At 65.9% G+C, this 23,095-nt stretch carries 25 protein-coding genes; 13 read left to right on the forward strand and 12 right to left on the reverse strand.

Annotated elements, in window-relative coordinates; all coding sequences use genetic code 11:
- Positions 1 to 98: 98 nt before the first annotated feature.
- Positions 99 to 1,619: a leucyl aminopeptidase gene (locus A9O65_RS03225; RefSeq protein WP_064701355.1), complete on the reverse strand. Its 1,521-nt coding sequence runs from the start codon at positions 1,617 to 1,619 to the stop codon at positions 99 to 101.
- Positions 1,620 to 1,752: 133 nt separating this feature from the next.
- On the opposite strand from A9O65_RS03225, the gene lptF reads away from it, so the two are divergent.
- The 5 genes from lptF (at position 1,753) to bfr (ending at position 5,328) form a co-directional block, all read left to right on the forward strand.
- The gene (gene lptF / locus A9O65_RS03230) at positions 1,753 to 2,835 is read left to right on the forward strand and encodes an LPS export ABC transporter permease LptF (protein WP_073292187.1); all 1,083 of its coding nucleotides are present in this window, start codon (positions 1,753 to 1,755) and stop codon (positions 2,833 to 2,835) included.
- On the forward strand, positions 2,832 to 3,896 hold the full coding sequence (gene lptG / locus A9O65_RS03235) for an LPS export ABC transporter permease LptG (protein WP_064700859.1): 1,065 nt from the start codon (positions 2,832 to 2,834) through the stop codon (positions 3,894 to 3,896). The genes lptF and lptG overlap by 4 nt, the downstream gene beginning before the upstream one ends.
- Positions 3,897 to 3,908: 12 nt before the next feature.
- Positions 3,909 to 4,394 (forward strand): RDD family protein, encoded by a 486-nt coding sequence (locus A9O65_RS03240; protein ID WP_064701356.1) that lies wholly within the window; start codon positions 3,909 to 3,911, stop codon positions 4,392 to 4,394.
- A 103-nt stretch (positions 4,395 to 4,497) separates the two neighbouring features.
- Positions 4,498 to 4,704, forward strand: coding sequence for a (2Fe-2S)-binding protein (locus A9O65_RS03245; protein WP_064700861.1), 207 nt, complete (start codon positions 4,498 to 4,500; stop codon positions 4,702 to 4,704).
- A gap of 147 nt (positions 4,705 to 4,851) precedes the next feature.
- On the forward strand, positions 4,852 to 5,328 hold the full coding sequence (gene bfr, locus A9O65_RS03250) for a bacterioferritin (RefSeq protein WP_064700862.1): 477 nt from the start codon (positions 4,852 to 4,854) through the stop codon (positions 5,326 to 5,328).
- A 128-nt stretch (positions 5,329 to 5,456) separates the two neighbouring features.
- Here bfr and A9O65_RS03255 read toward each other — a convergent pair whose 3' ends face one another.
- Genes A9O65_RS03255 through A9O65_RS03265 form a run of 3 tightly spaced genes read right to left on the reverse strand, consistent with a single transcriptional unit; the run spans position 5,457 to position 7,291 of the window.
- On the reverse strand, positions 5,457 to 5,681 hold the full coding sequence (locus A9O65_RS03255) for a DUF1653 domain-containing protein (protein WP_064700863.1): 225 nt from the start codon (positions 5,679 to 5,681) through the stop codon (positions 5,457 to 5,459).
- A gap of 15 nt (positions 5,682 to 5,696) precedes the next feature.
- Positions 5,697 to 6,524 (reverse strand): tRNA cyclic N6-threonylcarbamoyladenosine(37) synthase TcdA, encoded by an 828-nt coding sequence (gene tcdA / locus A9O65_RS03260; RefSeq protein WP_064701357.1) that lies wholly within the window; start codon positions 6,522 to 6,524, stop codon positions 5,697 to 5,699.
- On the reverse strand, positions 6,521 to 7,291 hold the full coding sequence (locus A9O65_RS03265) for a pseudouridine synthase (RefSeq protein ID WP_064701430.1): 771 nt from the start codon (positions 7,289 to 7,291) through the stop codon (positions 6,521 to 6,523). Before A9O65_RS03265 ends, tcdA begins: the two co-directional genes overlap by 4 nt.
- 159 nt (positions 7,292 to 7,450) lie before the next feature.
- Between A9O65_RS03265 and A9O65_RS03270 the strand changes: the two genes are divergently transcribed.
- On the forward strand, positions 7,451 to 8,191 hold the full coding sequence (locus tag A9O65_RS03270; RefSeq protein ID WP_064701358.1) for an SIR2 family NAD-dependent protein deacylase: 741 nt from the start codon (positions 7,451 to 7,453) through the stop codon (positions 8,189 to 8,191).
- A 62-nt stretch (positions 8,192 to 8,253) separates the two neighbouring features.
- Positions 8,254 to 9,003 (forward strand): tRNA-uridine aminocarboxypropyltransferase, encoded by a 750-nt coding sequence (locus tag A9O65_RS03275; protein WP_064700866.1) that lies wholly within the window; start codon positions 8,254 to 8,256, stop codon positions 9,001 to 9,003.
- Here A9O65_RS03275 and A9O65_RS03280 read toward each other — a convergent pair.
- The 7 genes from A9O65_RS03280 to def all read right to left on the reverse strand — a co-directional run bounded on the left by A9O65_RS03280 (position 9,000) and on the right by def (position 16,505).
- Positions 9,000 to 10,232: a TraB/GumN family protein gene (locus A9O65_RS03280; protein ID WP_064701359.1), complete on the reverse strand. Its 1,233-nt coding sequence runs from the start codon at positions 10,230 to 10,232 to the stop codon at positions 9,000 to 9,002. The two genes, A9O65_RS03275 and A9O65_RS03280, sit on opposite strands and share 4 nt — an antisense overlap.
- Positions 10,233 to 10,321: 89 nt before the next feature.
- Complete coding sequence (locus A9O65_RS03285) at positions 10,322 to 11,770, reverse strand: TrkH family potassium uptake protein (RefSeq protein WP_064700868.1); 1,449 nt, start codon at positions 11,768 to 11,770, stop codon at positions 10,322 to 10,324.
- Between the two features lie 43 nt (positions 11,771 to 11,813).
- Positions 11,814 to 13,187, reverse strand: a complete 1,374-nt coding sequence (gene trkA, locus A9O65_RS03290; RefSeq protein WP_064700869.1) for a Trk system potassium transporter TrkA — start codon at positions 13,185 to 13,187, stop codon at positions 11,814 to 11,816.
- 107 nt (positions 13,188 to 13,294) lie between these two features.
- Positions 13,295 to 13,501 (reverse strand): dodecin, encoded by a 207-nt coding sequence (locus A9O65_RS03295; protein ID WP_064700870.1) that lies wholly within the window; start codon positions 13,499 to 13,501, stop codon positions 13,295 to 13,297.
- Between the two features lie 40 nt (positions 13,502 to 13,541).
- The gene (rsmB, locus tag A9O65_RS03300) at positions 13,542 to 14,885 is read right to left on the reverse strand and encodes a 16S rRNA (cytosine(967)-C(5))-methyltransferase RsmB (protein ID WP_064701360.1); all 1,344 of its coding nucleotides are present in this window, start codon (positions 14,883 to 14,885) and stop codon (positions 13,542 to 13,544) included.
- Positions 14,882 to 15,862, reverse strand: coding sequence for a methionyl-tRNA formyltransferase (gene fmt, locus A9O65_RS03305; protein ID WP_064700872.1), 981 nt, complete (start codon positions 15,860 to 15,862; stop codon positions 14,882 to 14,884). The genes rsmB and fmt overlap by 4 nt, the downstream gene beginning before the upstream one ends.
- 130 nt (positions 15,863 to 15,992) lie before the next feature.
- Positions 15,993 to 16,505, reverse strand: coding sequence for a peptide deformylase (gene def / locus A9O65_RS03310; RefSeq protein ID WP_064700873.1), 513 nt, complete (start codon positions 16,503 to 16,505; stop codon positions 15,993 to 15,995).
- A 163-nt stretch (positions 16,506 to 16,668) separates the two neighbouring features.
- Here def and dprA point away from each other — a divergent pair, with 163 nt between their 5' ends.
- The 5 genes from dprA (at position 16,669) to A9O65_RS03335 (ending at position 21,198) form a co-directional block, all read left to right on the forward strand.
- Positions 16,669 to 17,766, forward strand: a complete 1,098-nt coding sequence (gene dprA, locus A9O65_RS03315) for a DNA-processing protein DprA (RefSeq protein ID WP_064701361.1) — start codon at positions 16,669 to 16,671, stop codon at positions 17,764 to 17,766.
- 42 nt (positions 17,767 to 17,808) lie between these two features.
- Entirely contained in the window at positions 17,809 to 18,366 is a 558-nt protein-coding gene (gene tsaC / locus A9O65_RS03320) for an L-threonylcarbamoyladenylate synthase type 1 TsaC (protein ID WP_064700898.1), read from the forward strand.
- A 62-nt stretch (positions 18,367 to 18,428) separates the two neighbouring features.
- Positions 18,429 to 19,364 (forward strand): oxygen-dependent coproporphyrinogen oxidase, encoded by a 936-nt coding sequence (hemF, locus tag A9O65_RS03325; RefSeq protein WP_064701362.1) that lies wholly within the window; start codon positions 18,429 to 18,431, stop codon positions 19,362 to 19,364.
- Positions 19,361 to 20,173, forward strand: a complete 813-nt coding sequence (gene aroE, locus A9O65_RS03330) for a shikimate dehydrogenase (protein WP_064701363.1) — start codon at positions 19,361 to 19,363, stop codon at positions 20,171 to 20,173. The genes hemF and aroE overlap by 4 nt, the downstream gene beginning before the upstream one ends.
- The gene (locus tag A9O65_RS03335; RefSeq protein WP_074749324.1) at positions 20,170 to 21,198 is read left to right on the forward strand and encodes an MDR family NADP-dependent oxidoreductase; all 1,029 of its coding nucleotides are present in this window, start codon (positions 20,170 to 20,172) and stop codon (positions 21,196 to 21,198) included. The genes aroE and A9O65_RS03335 overlap by 4 nt, the downstream gene beginning before the upstream one ends.
- A 10-nt stretch (positions 21,199 to 21,208) precedes the next feature.
- Here the strand turns inward: A9O65_RS03335 and A9O65_RS03340 are convergent, their stop codons facing one another.
- On the reverse strand, positions 21,209 to 22,012 hold the full coding sequence (locus tag A9O65_RS03340) for a M48 family metallopeptidase (RefSeq protein WP_064701365.1): 804 nt from the start codon (positions 22,010 to 22,012) through the stop codon (positions 21,209 to 21,211).
- Between the two features lie 206 nt (positions 22,013 to 22,218).
- On the opposite strand from A9O65_RS03340, the gene A9O65_RS03345 reads away from it, so the two are divergent.
- Entirely contained in the window at positions 22,219 to 23,082 is an 864-nt protein-coding gene (locus tag A9O65_RS03345; RefSeq protein WP_064700879.1) for an ATP-binding protein, read from the forward strand.
- Positions 23,083 to 23,095: the final 13 nt, after the last annotated feature.

Here is a 23,095-nt window from a genome sequence, read left to right on the forward strand (position 1 = left end):
CTGAAACACCAGACCGGCGCTGCCGGCCCGGTGCGTGATGGTCGGCTCCTTTCATGAAAAAGTCGCCGCGCGGAAAAGGCAAGACCCGCGGTGACGGATCAGTCCTCGCCGACCTCGACTTGGCTGTCGGAAGCGCGGTCCAGCAGGTACTGGGTGAGCAGGCTCACCGGCCGCCCCGTGGCGCCTTTCTGCTTGCCGGAGTGCCAGGCGGTACCGGCGATGTCCAGGTGTGCCCAGGGGTACTTGTCGGTGAAGCGCGACAGGAAGCAGCCTGCGGTGATGGTGCCCGCCGGGCGACCGCCGATGTTGGCCAGATCGGCGAAGTTGGAGTCCAGCTGCTCCTGATACTCGTCCCACAGCGGCATGTGCCAGGCGCGATCCCAGGCGGTCTCGCCGGCGTCGAGCAGGTCCAGCGCCAGGTCGTCGTCGTTGGACATCAGGCCGGTGGCGTGGTGGCCAAGCGCGATGATGGCGGCACCGGTCAGGGTGGCGATGTCGACTACGCTGGCGGGCTCGAAACGCTCGGCGTAGGTCAGCGCATCGCAGAGCACCAGGCGGCCCTCGGCGTCGGTGTTGAGGACTTCCACCGACAGGCCCTTGAGCGTCTTGATGATGTCGCCGGGCTTGGTGGCACGGCCGTCGGGCATGTTCTCGGCGCTGGCGACGATGGCCACCAGATTGACCTTGGGACGAATGGCGAGCACGGAGGTGACGGCACCGAACACGCTGGCGGCGCCGCACATGTCGAACTTCATCTCGTCCATGCCGTCGCCCGGCTTGAGCGAGATGCCACCGGAGTCGAAGGTGATGCCCTTGCCGACCAGCACGTGAGGCGCCTCGTCAGGATCGTCCGCGCCTTGATACTTCATCACGATCAGGCGCGACGGCTCGGCGCTGCCACGTCCCACGCTGAGCAGGCTGTGGGCGCCGAGTTCTTCGAGTGCCTGCTCATCGAGGATCTCGGTGGTCAGGGCGCCCTTGGAATCGGCGGCCATCTGCTCGGCTCGCTCGGCCAGGTAGCTCGGGGTGCAGACGTTGCCGGGCAGGTTGCCGAGAGTGCGAGTGGCGTTGATGCCCTGGCCGATACCGTCGCCGATGCGGCCACCTTCGCGAGCGGCGTCGGCATCGCCGCCTTCGCTGACCAGCAGGGTCACGCGCTCGAGCGACGGCACGGGGGCGGGCTCCGACTTGAAGTCGTTGAAGCGATAGACGGCACGATGAGCGGCCTCGGCCACCATTCGGGCCTTCCAGTCGCAGGCGCGATCGGGGACCGGAACGTCGTTGAAGGCCACGGCCGCGTCATCGGCGGGCAGCGATGCCAGGGCGGTGAAGGCGGCGTCGATGGCCTTGCGGAAGGCGCCTTCCTGACACGTCTCGCGGGCGCCGAGGCCCACCAGCATCAAGCGATCGGCGTTGAGGCCGGGAGCGAAGGGAATCAACTGGACGTTGCCCAGACGAGCGTCGAAATCGCCGCGCTCGATCAGCTGGCCGATCAGCCGCTCGCTGGCATTGTCGAGTTTGGTGGCGGCAGGCAGCAGATCGCCGTCCTTGAACACCGGTACCACGAGGCAGGCCGTCTCGACCTTGGCAGGATTGGCCGTCTGAACTGGGAATTCCATGGTGTCTCCACAAGACAAGCGGTGAGGGATTCTGGATAATGCCGGCACATTGCCGAGTCGTCCCAGTGTACCCAAGGCCGGGCGTCATTGCATGGAAGTTGGCCGGGCCGGCAACCCGGATCGGGAGACAGCATTGATCATATTTCGTTACCTGACCCGCGAGATCCTGCAGACGATGGCCGCCGTCGCCGGCGTGCTGCTGCTGGTGATCATGGGCAGTCGCTTCATCCGTTACTTCTCCAATGCGGCGGAGGGCGAGATCCCGGTCGATATTCTCGGGACCCTGATGCTTTTCCACTTGCCGGGGTTTCTCGAGCTGATCCTGCCGCTGGCCTTTTTTCTCGGCATTCTGCTCGCGTTGGGGCAGCTCTATCTCAACAGCGAGATCACCGTGCTGGTGGCCTGTGGTACCAGCCCCAATCGGCTGTTGTGGGTCAGCCTGCTGCCGGCGACCGTGGTGGCCATCCTGGTAGGGCTCTGCAGCCTCTGGTTGACCCCGGCCGGTGCCCTGCAGAACGAAATCCTCATCGAGGAGCAGCGCAGCCAGCTCGATTTCGGTGTCCTGACACCGGGGCGCTTTCAGGACTTCGGCGATGGCCGGGTGGCCTATGCCGAGGCGTTGAGCAAGCAGGAACGGCGCCTGGAAGAGGTCTTCATCAGCGAGCGCCAGCGGCGCGACGATGGAACGCCCCAGACGGTGGTGACGCGTGCAGCCGAGGGCTATCAGACCATCGATGAGGACACCGGCAGCCGGTTTCTGGTGCTGTCCGATGGCGAGCGCTACAGCGTCGAGCCCGGGCGGGCCGTGGCCGAGCGGCTTTCCTTCGGCACCTATGCGGTGCGCCTCTCCGGCGCTGCCGAACGCCAGGACCTGGACGATCCCGAATACGCCACCACCGCCGAGCTGATCGCCGATGGGTCGCCACCGGCCATGGCACAGTTGCAGTGGCGACTCGGCCTGCCGCCGATGGTGTTCATCCTGACGCTGCTGGCCATGCCGTTGTCCCGGGTGAATCCCCGGCAGGGGCGTTTCGCCAAGCTGCTGCCGGCAATCTTTCTCTATGTGGCCTACCTCAGCCTGCTGCTGGCGGCGCTGGATGCCATCGCCAGAGGGAGCTGGTCGGTCACGGTGGGCATGTGGCCGATTCATGCCGCCTTCCTGGCCATTGGCCTGATGATGACGCTGCATGCCCAGCGCAAGGGGATGAGCGGATGATCGCCGACCGTCTGGACCGTTATATCGCTCGTAATGTCCTGGGCGCCATCCTGGTGGTACAGGTCGTATTGCTGGGCCTGGATCTGGTCATTACCTACATCAATGACCTCGGTGACGTGGAGGGGGACTATGGGGCCCTTCAGGTACTCCTCTATCTGGTGATGCGCCTGCCCTGGCGCTTCTATCAGTATGCTCCGGTGGGCGTGCTGATCGGCGCTTTGATCGGCCTGGGGGGCATGGCCTCGAGCAACGAGCTGACGGTGATGCGCGCGGCGGGCCGGTCGTTGGGGCGCATTCTCTGGGGCGTCATGAAGCCGGTCATCCTGGTGATCGTCGTGGTGCTGTTCATCGCCGAGTTCGTCAGCCCTCGGACCGAACAGTTCGCCAGTGCCTGGCGGCTCGAGCGGTTGCAGGGGGAAGGGGCCGTGCTCACCGAGCGGGGTGGCTGGCAACGGGAGGGCGACAGCTTCTACCGTTTCGGCGCCATCCGCGCCGACAATGTCGTGCTCGACCTGACCCGCTACCGCTTCGAGGGGCGCGAACTGCGTGAAGCGATGAATGCGCGCCGAGCGGTCTGGCGCGATGGCGGCTGGGTACTGGAGGACGTGAACACCACTCGCTTCGTGGAGGGGCGTACCGAGGCTACCCACCAGGCCACGAAGCCCTGGCAGACCGAGCTGACGCCCGCCGAACTGGATCGTCTGTTGCGCGACGTGGAGACACAGGCGCCCAGCGAACTCTGGGCCCACGCGCGCTATCTGCAGTCCCAGGGCCAGGAGGCCACCCAGCCGCTGCTCTATTTCTGGCAGAAGATGATGATGCCCTTGACCATGGCCTCGCTGATGCTGGTAGCCGCCTCCTTCGTGTTCGGACCCTTGCGCAGCGTGGCGGCCGGTACCCGGGTGTTCTATGGCGTGGTCACCGGGCTGGTCTTCAAGTATCTGCAGGACTTGCTGGGGCCGGCCTCCACGGTATTCGGCTTCTCGCCGGCCTGGGCGGTGCTGGCGCCGACCCTGATATGCGCTGCCCTGGGGCTCTATCTGCTCCGTCGCAGCGGCTGACCCGGAGGCCGCATGGTGCATCGTTTCGATCGTCTCGACGAGGCACGGGCGGCAGGGCTGGGACGCCGCCTTGGTGCCATGTTGTATGACGGCCTGCTGGTGCTGGCCATCTGGATTGCCCTGGCCGCCGCACACGTGCTGGTCAGCCGCCTGTTGCTGGGCCTGCCGCCGGCGCGGCTGGGCGATGGCGTGGCCCAGGTGGCGTCGTTACGTGCCTTGCTGGTGTTCGGCGGCTTCGTGTTCTTTGCCTTTTTCTGGATGCGCGGCGGCATGACTCTGGGCATGCAGGCCTGGCGGCTGCGTGTGCAGACGACGGATGGGCGGTCGATCAGTCTGCGCCAGAGCCTGGTGCGGTATCTGGTAGGGGCGCTTTCCTGGGCCGCTTTCGGCCTGGGGCATCTCTGGGTGCTGTTCGATGCCGAGCGCCGTAGCTGGGCCGATATCGCGTCCGGCACACGGGTGATGGTGTTGCCCAAGCGGGGGCGAAAAGGTACCTGAGACGAAAGACGCAGTCTCCAGGGAGCAAAAAGTGACAGTCTATGGTTGCGATAGACTATGCGAATCATTTACATTTGCCTCGAGGTCAGCACGAGGTGATGTCATGTACGTGTGTCTATGCAAGGGTGTCAGTGACAAGGCCATCCGCCAGAGCGTGGAGGAAGGTGCGCGCAGTTGGCGCGAGGTGCAGCTCGAGACGGGTTGTGGCACTCAGTGCGGCAAGTGTGCCTGCATGGCCAAGGGCATTACCCGCGAGGCCATCCGCGAGACATTGGTGGCTTGTTCCGAAGAACTCGCCTATGCGGTGTGATGGCAATCGATATTATTTGTGTTGCCATTAACAACTAGTTGATTTTATTGATTTTTTTGTGACGTGATCTAGACTGTCAAGTATGCTTGGCAGGGCGGAGAGCCCGTGCCGATGCAACAGGACTCTGACAGCAATCGAGGTGACGTCATGAAAGGCGACAGCAAGGTCATCCAGTACCTCAACACGGTACTCGGCAACGAACTGGTAGCCATCAATCAGTACTACCTGCATGCCAAGATGTATCAGGACTGGGGGCTAGGCGCTCTCGGCAAGTGGGAGTACAAGGAATCCATCGAGGAAATGCAGCACGCCGATACCCTGATCGAGCGTATCCTTTTCCTGGAGGGCATCCCCAACCTACAGGATTACGGCAAGCTGCTGATCGGCGAGAACACCAAGGAGATGCTCGAGTGTGACCTCAAGCTCGAGCAGAAGGCGCGCGCCGACCTGATCGACGCCATCTCGCACTGCGAGCAGGTCAAGGATTACGTCACCCGTGACCTGTTCAAGCGCATCCTCGATGACGAGGAAGAGCACATCGATCACCTGGAAACCGAGCTTGGCCTGATCGACAAGGTGGGCATCCAGAATTATCTGCAGAAGCAGATGCAAGAAGCCGAATAAAGAAGCAGGAAGGGCGCGGCTGGCGCCGCTGGAAGAAGGAAGAGCGGCGCGAGCGCTCAGGAAAGCCAACCCTCGGCACTCTGGCCGGGGAGGTCGGTTCCCTCTTCCCTCGATTTTTTTCTCCCTATCTAGAATGCCTTCTCCAGGGCGAAGCGTGGCAGAGGCTCGCCCTGCATCTCGACGTTCTCCATGAACATCGACAAAGGCCGGACCCAGAGGCCGTAGTCGCCGTACAAGGCGCGATAGGCCACCAGGGGTTCCTCGGTCTCGCTATGATGGGCCACGCCGATGACCTCGTAGAGCGGCCCCTTGTAGTGGCGATAGATGCCGGGGACGGGATGCTGCGCTTCCATCGTGGTTCTCCGTGGTCAATGAGCGGAAGCGGCGTCGCGGGCCAGCCGCGCCAGAACGCGACTGGTGGCCACGAAGCCGAAGCTGCCGGTAACGAAGGTGGCGGCACCGAAGCCCGAGGCGCAATCGAGGCGTGTCGACTCGCCGGCACCGGGCTTGGTGTGGCACACCTCGCCTTCGGCGTCGGGGTAGACCAGTTGCTCATCGGAATAGACGCACTCCACCGAGAAGCGACGCCGCGGATTGCGCGAGAAGCCATGGTCACGGCGCAGCCGAGCGCGGACCTTGGCCAGCAGCGGGTCGTGCTCGGTACGCGTGAGATCCGCCGTGCGAATGCGCGTGGGATCGGTCTGGCCTCCGGCGGCGCCAGTGACGGTGATCGGCAGCTTGCGCCGCTTGCACCAGGCGATCAGCGCCGCCTTGGCGACCACGCTGTCGATGGCATCGATCACATGATCGGCGTCCTCGGGCAGGCGTTCGGCCAGGTTGCCGGGCGTGATGAAGGCGGTGTCGGCGATGACCTCGATGCCGGGCTGGATCGCGCGGCAGCGTTCGGCGAGTACCTCCACCTTGGGGCGCCCGATGGTGCCGTCCAGCGCATGCAGCTGGCGATTGACGTTGGAAACGCAGACATCGTCCAGGTCGATCAGGGTCAGTCGGCCGATGCCGGAGCGCGCCAGAGCCTCCACGGCCCAGCTACCCACGCCGCCGACGCCGGCGACCACCACATGGGCCTGCCGGAAGCGTGCCGCGGCCCGCGTGCCATAGAGGCGTTGGATGCCGCCGAAGCGCAATTCGTGGTCATCGCTGTGCAAGGCCGTGGAAGGCTGGGGGAGGTCGTTCATGGTGTCGTCATCGCGGAGGGTGAAGGTGCAGTGGATCGGTGATTGGCGGGCAGGTGGCCCGACCAGCCGAAGCGCTGGAAAAGCGCGGTCATTGGCGCATCGAGCGCGCAGCCGAGTTCGAGGCGGCGGCCATCGGCCGGGTGGTCGAACGCCAGTCCCACCGCGGCGAGCAGCAGGCGAGGGCAGGCCAGTTGCTCGGCGAAGAAGCGGTTGTGCACGCCCTTGCCGTGCTTGGCGTCGCCGATGATCGGGTAGCCGCGGCGTGACAGGTGGCGACGAATCTGGTGGCGGCGACCGGTGAGTGGGCGCGCCTCCATCAGCGAATAGCGGGCGCTCGGATAACGGTCGACCCGAATCGGCAGCTCCACGCTGTCCAGGCGTCGTACCTCGGTGTGGGCTTTGCGTGCCGGCATCTCAGCCTTGGGCCGTCGTCCGTCCTCGTCCCGCAAGGCATAGTCCAGCCGTTCAGCCTCGGGCCCTTGGCCGCGCACGACGGCCAGATAGCGCTTGTCGACCCGATGCGCGGCGAAGGCCTCCGCCAGTTGGGTGGCGATGTCCGGGGCGAGCGCGAACACCATCAGCCCCGAGGTGGGGCGATCGAGACGGTGGACCGGATAGACGCGTTGACCGATCTGGTCGCGCAGTGTCTGCAGCAGGAAGCGCCGCTCGCCCCTGGCCAGGGCGCTGCGATGCACGAGCATGCCCGCCGGCTTGTGCACGGCGATCAGATGGTCATCGTGGTGAAGGATGGGCAGTGCGTCGGTCATGGTGGCTTCGAGGGGTGACAGCGAGGTCGCCATTGTCGCTGCCGCTTGCGTGGATGTCATCCATGATGGCCATCACAGAAGGCAATTCGCGTCTGGTGGTCGAGGTTGGCAGAATGCTCGAGCATGGCGTCGATACCTGGGGCATATGAGGGAATCTGCATGACGAATCATCACTCTAACCCGCATCTGGTTGTGCTGAGCGGCGCCGGCATCAGCGCCGAGAGTGGCATCCAGACCTTTCGCGCCGCCGATGGGCTCTGGGCCGATCATCCCATCGAGGAGGTTGCCACCCCGGAAGCCTGGGCGCGAGACCCCGAGCGTGTCCTGCGCTTCTATGATGCGCGTCGCGACCAGGTACGCCGTGCGCGTCCCAATGCTGCCCACAAGGCACTGGCGCGGCTCGAGGCCGATGGCTTTCGGGTCAGCATCGTCACCCAGAACATCGATGACCTGCACGAACGGGCCGGTTCCCGACGGGTCGTGCATTTGCATGGTGAGATTCTCAAGGCGCGTTCCTCGGTGGATGCGCGCATGCGCTATCCGTTACCGCGCGGGGGAATCGCCTTGGGTGATGTCTGTGACAAGGGCAGCCAGTTGCGTCCTGACGTGGTGTGGTTTGGCGAGGCGGTGCCTCGTTTCGAGGAGGCTATCGAGATCGTGGCCGAGGCCGATCTGCTGCTGGTCGTGGGGACATCGCTGGCGGTGATGCCGGCCGCCTCGCTGATCGACGAAGCCCCCATGGCGGCACCTCGGGTGCTGGTCGATCCCGAGGCTCGCGACCTGACGACCGCCGGCGTGCACGGGCTTGCCCTGCCCGCCGGGGAAGGAGTGCCCTTGCTGGCGCGCCATTGGCGCCGTGAAGGCCGCCTGTGGCTCCCCGAGGCCGTGTTCGGCGAATAGGGCCGGTCGGCAGGCATGCTAGAATGCGGCTCTTCCCAATCACCGACACGCCACCGAGACGCATGCAGGACGAATCACCGACCTCGCCTTACCCTGATACACCTTTCGATGTCGCTTCACCGCCACGGCGCGAGTTCAAAGCGCGCGGCAGTTTCGTGGTACGTTGCGAGTCGTGCAACCTACCGCGTCTCAACTGCCTGTGCCCCTACCGGGTGCAGGCCGAGAGCCGCTCTAGGGTGTGGTTGCTGACGCATCCCATCGAGCGCTACAAGCCCACCAATACCGGTCGTCTGATTCGTGACGTCCTGCCGGATACCGAGGTTTTCACCTGGTATCGCACGGCGCCGGACGAGCGCCTGCTCGATCTGCTGGCGGATTCGCGCTATGCCCCCTTCGTGGTCTTCCCCGACGATCAGGAAGGGTACGCCGATCGAGTGGTCGGCATGGACAGCGTGATCGAGCACCGGGATGCCGGCCGTATTCCGGTCTTCATTCTTCTCGATGGCACCTGGCGGCAGGCGCGTCGCATCTTCCGGCGCAGCGCCTACCTGGCGGATCTGCCGGTGCTGCCGTTGGTTACCGACCGGCAGACTCGCTACCGACTGCGCAAGGCGGCGTCCAGCGATCACCTGTGCACCGCCGAGGTGGCGGCGGAGTTGCTGCATCAGGCTGGCGATGACCGGGCGGCCGAGGTGCTCGACGACTATTTCGAGGTCTTCAACGACAACTACGCCGCCAGCCGCCGCCACGCCAAGCCGGAGGAGCCGACACCGGCGATGCGTCGCCTGCTGGCGGCCCGACAGGGCGGCTAGCCGAACAGGGTGCCGGCGATGCGTAGCCCGGCGATCCAGGTGCCGGCAGCGGAGCCGAGCGTCGCGGTCAAGAACACCAGCAGGGTGCGCGCCACCCGGTTGCGCCACCAGCCTTTCCAATCGGTAACGTCGTGACGCAGGGTGGCAAAGTCGCGCACCTTGGGCTTGCGTAGGGCCAGCTCCACCCCGGCGGCGACGAAACCGGCACCGATGGTGGGATTCAGCGAGGTGAGGGGGGCGGCGAACATCGTGGCCACCACGGTGACGGGATGGGCCAGGGCCACCAGGGTCGCGGCACCGGAAAGTACGCCGTTGATCAAAAACCATTCACCGACCAGTTGCCAGCCCAGGTCAGTGTTGCGTGAGAAGCCGATGGCGAAGCCGGTGAGCACCAGTGCGGTGATCAGCCAGGGAATCGCCTTCCAGATTCTGGAACGGGGCGGGGTGACTTCCAGTTGCTCACGCTCGGAGGAGGGCGTCTCGGGCAGCGGTGCCTCGAGGTGCTCGGCCATGCCCTGCAGATGGCCGGCGCCGATCACCACCAGCACATGGCGGTAGTGGCCAGGCGGGCAGAGCTCGGCCAGTCTTAGCGCCATGTAGTGGTCGCGTTCGCTGATCAGCGGGGTATAGAGCGCTTCGGATTGGGTCGCGAATTCGCGAAAGGTGGATTCCAGTACGTCGCCTTCCTTGAGTCGCTCGATATCTTCCGAGGAGACCTCCTGGCGGGACAGCACGCCGCCGAGCAGGCCCGAAAACAGCGAGAAGCGCTGCCACCACGGCACATTGTGATAGATGCGCTTGAGGGTCACGCCGACATCGCGGTCGATCAGCGCAAGCGGCAGGTCATGGGCTCGCGCGCTTTCGATGGCGGCACGCATTTCGGCCCCGGGCTCGATGCCCGATTGTTCCGCGACGCGCTGCTGGAAAGCGCCCAGGGCGAGGCTGGCGGCTACCATGCCGGCCTTGCCCTGGCGGAAGACCTGGAACAGATCCTGTTCGCCGAGGGCGTCGGGATTGGCGAGGTTCTGGTGGCGCGAATCGCAGAGCTCGATGGCCACGGCGTCGAACTCGCCGGAATCGATCAGCGTGCGCACTTCGGCGGCGCTCTGGGCGGAGACGTGGGCGGTGCCCAGCAGGGTATAGCGGGTCCCGCCCACCTGCAGGGTTCGGCGCGGGCCGAGGGTTTCGATGGCCGGTTCGGCGATGGCGCAATCCTGAGTGTCGGTCATGGGCGCTCGGGCCTTGAAAATGTGAAGGGTCGATTATCCACGAAGGCCGCCGGCGGGCCAAACCCGGTGCGGCACTTGCATCGGGTTTGTCACTTGCGCCAGAAGGCAGGGGTGAACAATACCACGACGGTGAAGATTTCCAGGCGCCCCAGTAGCATGGCGAGGACCAGGATCCACTTGGCCAGGCTCGGCAGATCACCGTAGTGGGCCGAGGCCTCGCCGAGTGCCGGCCCCAGGTTGTTCAGGGTCGCGCCCACTGTGGACCAGGCGGTGACCTGGTCCACGCCGGTGGCCATTACGCCCACCAGCATCAGGAAGAACAGCATCACATAGGCCGAGAAGAACCCCCACACCGCCTGGGCGATGCCGTCGGGCACGCTGACCTTGCCGATCTTCACGGTGATCACGGCGCTGGGGTGGATCAGGCGCATCACCTCGCGCATGCCCTGCTTGAGGATCAGGATGATGCGAATCACCTTCATGCCGCCGCCGGTGGAACCGGAACAGCCGCCGACGAAGGCGGCCACGAACAGCAGAAAGGGCAGGGCGCCGGGCCAGGTGGAGAAGTCGGCCACCGAGAAGCCCGCGGTGGTGGCCACCGACACGACTTCGAAGATGGCGTGGCGAAGGCCCGTGGTGGTTTCGTAGTCGCTGGTGAGCCATAGCGAGACGGCGGTGATGGTGATCAAACCGGCCAGGAACAGCATCAAGAAGCGTGCTTCCGGATCCTGGAAATAATGGGACAGGCGGCGTTCCCGCCAGGCCACGAAATGCAGACTGAAGCTGAAGGCCGAGATCAGCAGGAAGGCCGCGCAGATCAGCTCGATCACGGCACTGTCGAAGTAGCCGATGCTGGCGTCATGCGTGGAGAAGCCGCCGATGGCCACGGTGGAGAAGCTGTGCCCGAGGGCATCGAACCAGTTCATGCCGGCGGCCATGTAGGCCAGCATGCAGGTGACCGTCAGGGTAGCGTAGATGTACCACAGCGCCTTGGCCGTCTCGGTGATGCGCGGGGTCAACTTGGAATCCTTGAGCGGCCCGGGAATCTCGGTGCGATACAGGGCCATGCCGCCGACGCCGAGTGTCGGCAGGATGGCCACCGCCAGCACTACGATCCCCATGCCGCCGAGCCACTGGAGCTGCTGGCGGTAGTAGAGGATCGCCTCGGGCAGCAGGTCGATGCCGGTGATCACGGTGGCGCCGGTGGTGGTCAGCCCGGAGAACGACTCGAAGACGGCATCGGTCGGGGAGAGTGCCGAGGCGCCGGTGAGCATCAAGGGCAAGGAACCGAACAGCCCCAGCACGCTCCAGAACAGGGCCGCGATCAGAAAGCCGTCGCGGGTACGCAGCTCCTTGCGCGCATGGCGGTTGGGCAGATACATCAGGGCGCCGGTGGCCACGGTAATGCTCAAGGCGATCACGAAGGCCTGCCACATGCCATCGGCGAACAGCAGCGATATCAGGATGGGGGGCACCATGGTCAGGCTGAACATCATCAGCAGCAGGCCCAGGATGCGCAGGATCATGCGCAGGCTCATGCGATGATCCCCCTCGTCTTCCCAGTCGGCATGGTGAACTCCATCAGAAGAAGGTCAGCCCCACCTGGAAGAGGCGCTCGACATCACGAATGCGGCGCTTGTCGATGACGAACAGGATGACATGGTCGCCGGATTCGACGACCACATCGTCGTGGGCGATCAGTACCTCCTTGCCTCTGACCACGGCCCCGATGGTGGTGCCGCTGGGCAGGTCGATGTCACCGATGGCGCGGCCCACGACCTTGGAGGACTGGGTGTCGCCGTGAGCGATGGCCTCGATGGCCTCGGCGGCACCGCGACGCAGCGAGTGGACATTGACGATGTCGCCGCGTCGCACATGGGTCAGCAGGCTGCCGATGGTGGCCTGCTGGGGGGAGATGGCGATGTCGATCTCGCCGCCCTGGACCAGGTCCACATAGGCGGCGTTGTTGATCAGTGTCAGGACCTTCTTGGCGCCCATGCGCTTGGCCAGCATCGACGACATGATGTTGACCTCGTCGTCGTTGGTCAGCGCGCAGAAGATATCGCAGTCCTCGATGTTCTCCTCTTCCAGCAGGCGCTTGCTGGTGGCGCTGCCGTGCAGCACCACGGTGCGGTCGAGTCGCTCGGAGAGCTGGGTGCAGCGTTCCAGGCTGCGCTCGACGATCTTGACCTGATGGTTGTGCTCGAGATGTTCGGCCAGGCGTTCGCCGATGTTGCCACCGCCGACGATGACGATGCGTCGGAAGTCGCGCTCCAGGCGTCGCAGCTCGCTCATCACGGCGCGGATGTCGCGACGGGCAGCGATGAAGAAGACCTCGTCGTCGGCCTCGATGACGGTATCGCCGCGCGGGATGATGGGGCGGTTGCGGCGATAGATGGCGGCGACCCGGGTATCGACGCTGGGCATGTGGCGCCGCAGGAAGCCGAGCTCCTGACCCACCAGGGGGCCGCCGTAGTAGGCCTTGACGGCCACCAGCTGCACCAGGCCGCCGGTGAATTCCAGGACCTGCAGGGCACCGGGATGCTCGATCAGGCGTCGGATATGATCGGTGACGACTTGCTCGGGGCTGATCAGCACGTCGATGGGGACCGCCTCATGGGCGAAGAGCCCCTTGCGGGTCAGGTAAGCGGTAGCACGGACCCTGGCGATCTTGGTCGGCGTGCGAAACAGGGTGTGTGCCACCTGGCAGGCGATCATGTTGACCTCGTCGGTGTTGGTCACCGCGATCAGCATGTCGGCGTCCTCGCAGCCGGCCTGGCGAAGCACCATGGGATAGGAGGCGGCGCCGGTCACGGTGCGAATGTCCAGGCGAGTGTGCAGTTCGCGCAGGCGATCGGCATCGGTGTCCACCACCGTGATGTCGTTTTCTTCGCGGGCCAAGTGTTCGGCCAGGGTGCCGCCGACCTGGCCGGCACCGAGGATGATGATCTTCATCGCGTATCACAGTCCGCAGGGGGTGAGGGGCGGTGCGCTATGGGCACCACCATTTTTCGGTGGCGGAAAGCCTAAACCAGTCACCGTTGGAAGAACAGGCGAGGCGTTCAGTCGAGGGTGAAACCGACCTTGATCGTCACCTGCCAGTGGGCCACCCGGCCATGCTCGATATGGCCGCGGGTGTCGATGACCTCGAACCAGCGCATGCCGTGCAGGCTTTCCGAGGCCTTGGTCAAGGCGCTCTGGATGGCGTCCTCGATGCCCTTGTCGGAGGAACCGGTCAGCTCGATGTGCTTGTAGGTGTGGTTCATGATGACAATCCTTTGGTTGGCGATGAGGGGCGATCAGAACCCGTCAGGCGGTTCCTTTCCTCAGTCTGGCATAGAAGAAGCCATCGTGGCTGTCGGGGCTTGGCAGAAGCTGGCGCCCGGCACCGGCGGGGCGTCCCCATGCCAGGCCGCTCGGCGTGGTGACTTCGGCGTCGGGGGTGCGCTCGAGGAAGGCCTGTACCTGATCGGCATTCTCTTCCGGGAGCACCGAGCAGGTGGCATAGAGCAGGGTGCCGCCCGGCGCGAGCAGCGGCCAGAGGTTATCCAGCAGGCGTGCCTGCACCTCGGCGAGCTTGGCGATATCTGACGGGCGGCGCAGGCGCTTGATGTCCGGATGGCGCCGGATGACGCCGCTGCCGGAGCAGGGCGCGTCGAGCAGGATGGCATCGAAGGCGGTGCCATCCCACCAGTCCCTTCCGGTAGCGTCGCCATGCGCCAGCGATGCACTTAGGCCGAGTCGCGCCAGGGTATCCTCGACGCGCGCCAGGCGGGCATCGTCGCTGTCGATTGCCTGCAGGTCGATGTCGAAGAGTTCCAGCAGATGCGCGGCCTTGCCACCCGGGGCGCAGCAGGCATCCAGAACGCGGGCGCCAGGCCGAGGAGCGATCACCGGTCCCAGCAGGACGGCGGCGAGCTGGGCGGCCTCATCCTGGATACTGACATGCCCCTCGCGGAATCCCGGCAATTCGGCGACATCGCAGGGGGCTTCCAGGGTCAGGCCATCGGGAGCATGCGGACACAGCCGCGCGCCGGGCGAATCAAGGCGTTCCAGGTACATCTCCCGGTCGCCGTAACGTCGGTTGACTCTTAGCGTCATGGGGCCCGGTTGGTTGTTGGCCTCGCAGATCGACCGCCAGTCGTCGGGCCAGGCCTGACGTAATGTCTTCACCCACCAGCGCGGATGCAGCAGGGCTACCGCCGGGTCGCGGTCCACCTCGGCCTGCAGTGCCGTGCTTTCCCGTTGCAGGCGTCGCAGGCAGCCGTTGAGCACCCGGGTGGCCCAGGCCTTGCTCAGCAGCCGTGCCGCGCCGGCAGTCTCGCCCACGGCGGCGTGAGCGGGGACACGTAGATACAGCAACTGGTAGATGCCGACGAGCAGCAAGGCCTGGATGTCGGCGTCGCGGGTCTTGAAGGGCTTTTCCAGCAACTTTCCTGCCAGGGCCTCCAGGCGGGGAAGGGTCCGACAGGTGCCGAAGCAGAGCTCCTTGAAGAGCCCACGGTCCCGGGCGACGACCTGGTGCTCGTCGAGATCGTTCAGCGACTTCTTGCCGGTGATCACCGGCGCGATCGCCCGGGCGGCGGCGGCGCGCACGGCCAGGCCATTGTCGAGGGACTTGCTGCGACCGTCGTTGCGGCGCTGCTGGCTCATGCGGATGTCTCCCCATCAGATGTTCCGAGTCGTGTACCGACGGTAAAGCGGTCCGCCCGGGCCCGCAGGAGCTCGGGGACGTCCAGAGGCTTGCCACCGGGCAGTTGGGCACGGGTTACGCGCAGTACGCCATCGCCACAGACGATACGCAATGCCTCTTTGTCAGGCTCGAGCAAGGTTCCCGGTGCGAGCGCGGCTTCGTGGCTCGCCGGCTCGCCGGGTTCGGCCAGCCACAGGCGCAACCGCTCGTTGCCGAGCGAGCACCAGGCCACGGGCCAGGGGTTGAAGGCACGCACGCGGGCGGCGAGGGTCGAGGCGGATTCGCGAAAGTCCAGCTCGGCCTCGGCCTTGGAAAGCTTGGCGGCATAGGTGACGCCATCGTCAGGCTGAGGTTTGGGCGCCAGGCCGGGGCCGGCCAGGGCATCGAGGGTCTCGACCAGGGCGTCGCCGCCCAGGCTGGCCAGGGTGTCGTGGAGCGAGCCTCCAGTGGTGGTGGCCTCGATGGGGGTGCGCCGGGTGAGCAGTATGTCGCCGGTGTCGAGCCCTTCGTCCATCTGCATCAGCGTCACGCCGCTTTCGGTGTCGCCGGCTTCGATGGCGCGCTGGATGGGGGCCGCACCGCGCCAGCGCGGCAACAGGGAGGCATGCACATTGATGCAGCCCAGTCGTGGGGTGTCGAGAATCTCGCGTGGCAGGATCAAGCCATAGGCGACCACGACCATCAGGTCGGCGTCCAGTTCCGCCAGTTGCGCCTGGGCTTCCGGTGTGCGCAGCGAGGCTGGCTGATGGACCGGTAGGCCGTGAGACTGGGCGAGGACCTTGACGGGACTCGCGGTCAGCTTGCGACCACGGCCGGCGGCTCGGTCGGGCTGGGTATAGACGCCGACGACCCGGTGATGGCTTGCCAGCAACGCTTCCAGGCTCGCGGCGGCGAAGTCGGGCGTACCGGCGAAGATGACGCGCAGGGATTGGGACATGTCGAGGGGCCTTGCCGAAATGGATGCCCCTTATGATAACGGAGCCTGGCGCGAACGACGAAGGGCAGTGCCGTCAACGACGACACTGCCCCGTACGGCAGGATGGCGATGCCCCGGCAGTTTCTGGTGTTCAGGCGCCCTGGGCGAGCTTGTGACGCTTCTGCATCTTCTTCATCACCCGATCGCGCTTGAGCGGCGACAGGTAGTCGACGAAGAGCACGCCACGCAGATGGTCGCACTCATGCTGGATGCAATGGGCGAGCAGCCCTTCCGCCTCGAGTTCATAGGGTTCGCCCTGGCGATCCAGCGCCTTGAGGTGGACCTTCAGGGCACGAGGCACTTCGGCGTAGTATTCGGGAATCGACAGGCAGCCTTCCTGCATCGGTTCGCGCTCGTCGCCGATGGGCGTGAACTCGGGATTGATCAGCACCAGGGGGGTGCTCTGGTCGTCGCTGACATCCATGACGATGACCCGGCGGTGCACGTCCACCTGGGTGGCAGCCAGACCGATGCCACGGGCGTCATACATGGTCTCGAGCATGTCGTCGACCAGTTGGCGCACCTCGTCGTCGACCGTCTCGACCTCGGCGGCCTCGGTACGCAGCCGTTCGTCGGGGAATTCGAGGATAGGGAGTTTGGCCATGGCGTCAGGTCACCGTTGTACAGTCATGCGAAATATACGTCTATTCTAGGAGGCGAGAGGCGAGGGGAAAACCGCTCGGCATGTATCGCCTCGATAGGGTTCGACTATAGCATCTCGGCGATGTTCCGGGGACCGTCGTCGATCCGGGCAAGGAGATTCGCCCATGCAGCGCAGCGCCACGGACTGGCTGGCCCTGTCCCTGTTGCCGGGGATGGGGGCTGCACGACTCGCCGAACTGGCGGCTAGCGACCCGCCCTGGCCGGATGGCTGGTTGGCGGCTTTGCCGCGTCCGGCCGCCCAGGCACTACGGTTGTATCTCGAGCATCCCGCCCAGAGCCCGCTGGCGGCGCGACTCGCCACCGAACGCGAGTGGCTCGCGGCCTCGCCCGAACGCCACCTGTTGCATCCCGATCACCCAGCCTGGCCCGAGACCTTGGGCCAGATCGCCGATCCACCACCGGTACTCTGGGCCTTGGGGGATCTCGATGCCCTCGAGGCGCCGCGCCTGGCGATGGTGGGAACCCGCCGTCCGACCCGCGAGGGCAGCGGCAACGCCGCCGGTTTTGCCCGAGGACTTGCCGAACGAGGGTGGTGCGTGGTCAGCGGCATGGCGCTGGGGGTCGATGGCATCGCCCAGCAGGCCGCTCTGGACGCCGGTGGGTGCAGCGTTGCGGTGCTGGGGTGCGGTGTTGATGTGGTCTATCCGGCCCGTCATCGGTGCCTCCATGAGCGGCTGCGCGGCTCCGGCGGGCTGCTGCTTTCCGAACACCCGCCAGGTACCCGGGCACGAGCGGGCTTCTTCCCGCGGCGCAATCGCATCATTACCGGCCTTTCCCGAGGCGTGCTGGTGGTGGAGGCCGCCGAGCGCAGTGGTTCGCTGGTCAGCGCCCGGCTGGCGGCCGAGCAGGGGCGAGAGGTCTTCGCCCTGCCTGGTTCGATACACAATCCCCAGGCGAGTGGCTGTCTGCACCTGATCCGGGAGGGGGCTGCCCTGGTGAGGGGCGTGGATGACATTCTCGCCGAACTCGCTCAATGGGGCGTCACGCCTGTGGTGAATCGTCGCGCCCCAGAGGCGTCGACGGACACGGATCCCTTGCTGGCCTGGCTCAGTGATACGCCCACCCCCGTGGATGCGCTGGTCGATTTGAGCGGATTGGCGGTCTCGGATTGCCAGCGTCGCCTGCTGGCGCTGGAGCTGGAAGGACGGGCGAGTCAGGCGGCGGGAGGCTGGGTACGCCTGCCGACGTCGTCGGGGGCGTGATAGAATCCAGCCATGTCATCATCAGGTTCGGATGCATCGGCCATGCTTCAGGCAACTTCCCTCGACAACACCGTGGACGCCCTGCGCGCCGGGGGCGTGATCGCCTATCCCACCGAAGCCGTCTGGGGGCTGGGATGCGACCCGGATGACGCTTCGGCCCTGACTCGCCTGCTGCGCATCAAGCGCCGCGACCCAGCCAAAGGCGTGATCCTGGTGGCGGCCAGCCTCGAACAGTTCTCGCCCTGGCTGGAAGGGTTGCCGGAGGAGCGCCGCGCGGTGCTGGCCGAGCCGCAGCCTCAGCCGACGACCTGGCTGGTGCCCGATAACGGGCGTGCTGCCGAGCTGGTCAGGGGAGAGCATGACAGGGTGGCATTGCGCGTCAGTGATCATCCGCTGGTCGGCGAATTGTGTCGCGCCTTCGGAGGGCCGCTGGTGTCCACGTCGGCCAATCGGGCCGGCGAGCCCTCGGCGATGAGTGCCGAGGAAGTGACGCGCATCTTCGGTGACGAGCTGGATGCCCTGTTCGATGGCCCTCTTGGGGGGCACACCCGTCCCAGCACCATTCGTGATCTGGCCACCGGCCAGGTCTTGCGGGCCTGAGGAGGCGCTCTCCTTGGGCTTCATTCCGTGCTTTCCCACCTGTTGCTTTCCGAGGAGGCTTTGTGGCACACGCACATCTCGATGACGTCAAGACGTATCTGCTCGACCTGCAGGACCGCCTGTGTAATGCCTTGGCCGTCGAGGATGGCCAGGCCGGCTTTCGCGAGGATAGCTGGCGTCGCGAGGAAGGCGGAGGTGGCCGTTCCCGGGTGATCGAGAACGGTGGGGTGTTCGAAAAGGGCGGTGTCAACTTCTCCCATGTGCACGGGGCGGCACTGCCGGCGTCCGCTTCGGCCGCGCGGCCGGAACTGGCGGGGCGGGGCTTCCATGCGGTGGGCGTCTCCTGGGTACTGCATCCGGAGAATCCCCATGTGCCCACCAGTCATGGCAACGTGCGCTTCCTGATTGCCGACAAGGCAGGCGAAGAACCGGTTTGGTGGTTCGGGGGAGGCTACGACCTGACGCCCTTCTATCCCGTTCTCGATGATGTCCGCCATTGGCATCGTGTCGCCCGGGACGCTTGCGCGCCTTTCGGCGAGGAGGTCTATCCGCGCTACAAGGCGTGGTGTGACGACTACTTCACGCTCAAGCATCGCGACGAGACCCGTGGGGTCGGCGGCCTCTTCTTCGACGACCTGAACGAGGGAGGCTTTGCGCGTTGCTTCGACTTCCAGCGTGCAGTGGGCGACAGCTTCCTCGATGCCTACCTCCCCATCGTTCAGCGGCGCCGCGCGACACCCTGGGGGCAGCGCGAACGCGATTTCCAGTTGTATCGCCGAGGGCGGTACGTGGAATTCAACCTGGTCTGGGACCGCGGTACCCTGTTCGGACTGCAGAGCGGTGGGCGTACCGAATCGATCCTGATGTCGATGCCGCCCCTGGCACGTTGGGAGTACGGCTGGGAGCCCGAGGCGGGCAGTCCCGAAGCCGAGTTGAACGACTATCTGCGCCCCCGGGACTGGCTCGGTGAGTCGGCCGGGGAGGAGGCTGCCCGATGACGGATCGGTACTGTGTGTTCGGCCATCCTGTCGGCCACTCGAAGTCGCCGACCATCCACGCCGCCTTCGCCGAACAGACCGGTGAGGCGATCGAATACGTCGCCATCGAGGCGCCCGTGGACGACTTTGCCGGTGCCTGGCGGGCCTTCACGGCCGATGGCGGTCGGGGAGCCAACGTCACGGTGCCGTTCAAGGAACAGGCGCATCAGCTTTGCGATACCCTGAGTCCCCGCGCCCGGCGGGCCGGGGCGGTGAATACCTTGGTACTGGACGCGGATGGCCGGACGCGCGGCGACACCACCGACGGCCTGGGGCTGGTCGGTGACCTGCGCCGCCAGGATGTCGAGTTGATCGGCGCCCGTATCCTGGTGCTGGGCGCCGGGGGAGCGGTGCGCGGCGTGCTGGAGCCGCTGCTCGAGGCTGGGCCGGCCGGCCTGTACATTGCCAATCGCACGGCGGCCAAGGCCGAGGCGCTGGCCGCCGATTTCGCGGATCTCGGCGAGGTGGCGGGTGGCGGCTTCGACGCCGTGCACGGTCCCTTCGACCTGGTCATCAACGGCACCAGTGCCAGTCTCGCCGGCGACCTGCCGCCCTTGCCCGACGACCTCTTCGCCGAGGGCGGTGTCGCCTACGACATGATGTACGGCAGCGAGCCCACCGTCTTCCTGCGCTGGGCCGGCGAGCGCGGTGCCCGTGGCATCGACGGGCTGGGCATGCTGGTGGGGCAGGCGGCCGAGTCCTTCCTGCTGTGGCGCGGCAAGCGCCCGGATGTGGCCCCCGTGCTGGATAGTCTGCGCTGCTCGCTGTGAGGTCCGGAGCGGCGACCGTCCGTGCCTGGCATCTGGCTCGAACGCCTCGAGGGTGTCCTGTCCCCGAAGATTTCGCGTGTCATCGCGTCCCTCTCGAAGCACCTGGTCAGGGTGAGGCTTGGCTGGAACCCCATTGGCTGTCGGTGGATCCCTACATGCGCACGCGCATGCAACCCGAGGGATATGACTACCTGACGCGATGGCGGCCCGGCGATGCGCTTTCCGCCTGGGGGCTGGCGCGGGTCATTGCATCCCGCAGTGCCTGGCGCGAAGGCGACTGGGTAGTCGGCCACATGCCCGTGGCCGAGCGTTGCCGGCTGGGCCCCGGCGCGTCGCCTGACCTGCCGCCCCTGACGTTGCCCGCCGATACGCCCTCTCCCGAGCGCTGGTTACATACCCGTGGCATGACGGGCTTCACCGCCTGGCTGGCCATGCGTCTCTACGGTCGTCCCCAGGCCGGCGAGACCGTGCTGGTATCCGCCGGGGCTGGCGCGGTGGGCAGCCTGGCCATCCAGTGGGCGCATCGTGCCGGGGCGCGAGTCATCGCCACCGCCGGCAATGCCGCCAGGCGCGACTGGTTGATCGATCGGCTGGGGGTGGCGGCGGCGCTGGATCACCACGACAGCGGCATCGCATCGCGACTGGCCGACGTCGCCCCGGAGGGGATCGATCTGAGCATCGAGAACGTGGGCGGTGATGTCTTCGAAGCAGCCATCGAGGCTCTGGCGCCTGGAGGCCGCGTGGTGCTGTGCGGGCTGGTCGGTCAGTACAACTCGCCCGAGCCGCGTCGCGCACCTCGTAACCTGTCTCGTCTGACAGCGGCGGGCGGACACCTGCAACCCTTCGTGGTGCCGGGCCACGAAGCTGCTCACTGGGAGGGCTTCCAGAGGGAAATGGCACGGTGGGAAGAGGTGGTGGCGCCCCTTGACGTGGTGGATGGCTTCACTGGCTGGCCGCGAGCCTTCTGCGGGCTATTCAACGACGACGTCAGGGGCGTCGGCAAGCGCGTGGTGCGCCTGCGTTGATGATCAGGGGCTATTGGCAGTGCGGCGTGCGGCCGGACTGACGGGCCTGTCGGTAGCTGGCCAGGGCAGTCTCCATGTTGGCCTGAAGGCCCTGGATACGGTTGCCATGGCTGGGGTGAGTGGACATCCACTCCGGAGGCTGGCCTCCGCCGGCTTCGCTCATGTTATGCCACAGAACGATGCTGGCGCGGGGGTCGAAGCCGGCCTGGGCCATCAATTGCAGACCGATCTTGTCAGCCTCGCGCTCGTGGCTGCGCGAGAAGGGCAACTGGACACCGTACTGGGCCCCCATGCCGAGTGCCGACATGGCCATGTCATGGTTCGCTCCCTGGATGCCGGCAGCGGCGGCGGCCACTGAAGCCACCGTCATGCCAATCTGGGTGGCGCTCTGGGTCGAGGCCCGCTCATTGGCATGGTGAGCCAGCACGTGGCCGATCTCGTGGCCGATCACCGAGGCTACCTGGTCCTGATTGGTGGCGATATCGAGCAGGCCGGTGTTCACGCCGACATAGCCGCCGGGCAAGGCGAACGCATTGGCCGAGTCGTCCTTGAAGACGCGTACCTGCCAGTTCTCCTGGCGTGCCTCGGCAGGCAGCACCCGCACCACCGCATCGGTGATGCACTGCACATATCGCAAGGGCGCGCCGCTGACGGTGGGCCGGTCGCTTTGATACTGGGCGAATGCCTTGGCGCCCATCTGATCGAGCTCATCGTCGGACATCAGCATCAACTGCGAGCGTCCGGTCGGCGAGGTCGTGCAGGCCGCCAGGGCGAGCCCGAGCGCCCCTATGGCGAGGCAGTGCATCCAGCGCATATTGGTTTCCTCCAAGAATCGGCCCCGGGTGCGGGGCAGTGCTCGATGACAAGATACCGTGCCTGCCCGGCGGGTCAACCGAGGGCGGGGGAAGAGGCAGAGTATGGCATCATGCCCTTTGGCCGTGTCGTGATGGTGCCCGCTCGGTGCGCCGTCATGGCAAGGGCCTGATAGAAGGCCGCGAGACAAGTAGGGAGAACGACGTGATGGACGATGAACTGGCCAGGCGCCTGCTGGGTGTACTGGAGCGTGTGGAGCCCTGGTTGCCGCCGACACCGGTAGAGGTCGACTGGCAGCGTGATGTGGCTGCCCTCTGGCAGCGACATGCCCTGGGCGGCAGTCTGACCCCGGTGCCACCCAGGGATGCCATGCGCCTGGACGACCTGCTCGGGATCGAGCGACAGAAACAGGCGCTGGTCGACAACACGCGGGCCTTTCTGCAGGGCTATCCGGCCAACCATGCCCTGCTGTGGGGCGCTCGGGGAGGCGGCAAGTCGTCGTTGGTGAGGGCCTTGCTCAATGACCTGGCCGAGGAGGGACTTCGCTTGGTGCAGGTGGATCGTCATGACCTGGCCGCCCTGCCAGTGCTGGTCGAACGCCTGCGTCGCGAGCCGCATCGCTTCGTGGTCTATTGCGATGATCTGTCTTTTGAAGGGCATGACGATGCCTACAAGGCCCTGAAGAGTGTGCTCGACGGCACGCTGACCGGCCCGCCCGAGAATGTCCTGCTGTATGCCACGTCCAACCGGCGCCACCTGCTGCCGGAGTCGATGAGCGACAATGACGATTCTCGGCTGGTGGGCGAGGAGCTGCATCATGGCGATGCCGTGGAAGAGAAGATCTCGCTTTCGGATCGTTTCGGCCTCTGGCTGAGTTTTCGCCCCTTCGACCAGGCGACCTATTTGCAGGCCTGCGCGCACTGGGTGACCTGGTTGGGAGACGATGGCGACTGGAATGACGAGGCCCGAACCGAGGCGGTTCGCTATGCCACCCTGCGTGGCGGGCGAAGTGGTCGGGTAGCCTGGCAGTTTGCTTGCCAATGGGTAGGGCGCCTGCGCCTTGAGGGGTGAGGTGTCGAGGCGT

Origin of the sequence: Halomonas caseinilytica (genome assembly GCF_001662305.1) — a bacterium.
Lineage (GTDB): Bacteria > Pseudomonadota > Gammaproteobacteria > Pseudomonadales > Halomonadaceae > Halomonas > Halomonas caseinilytica.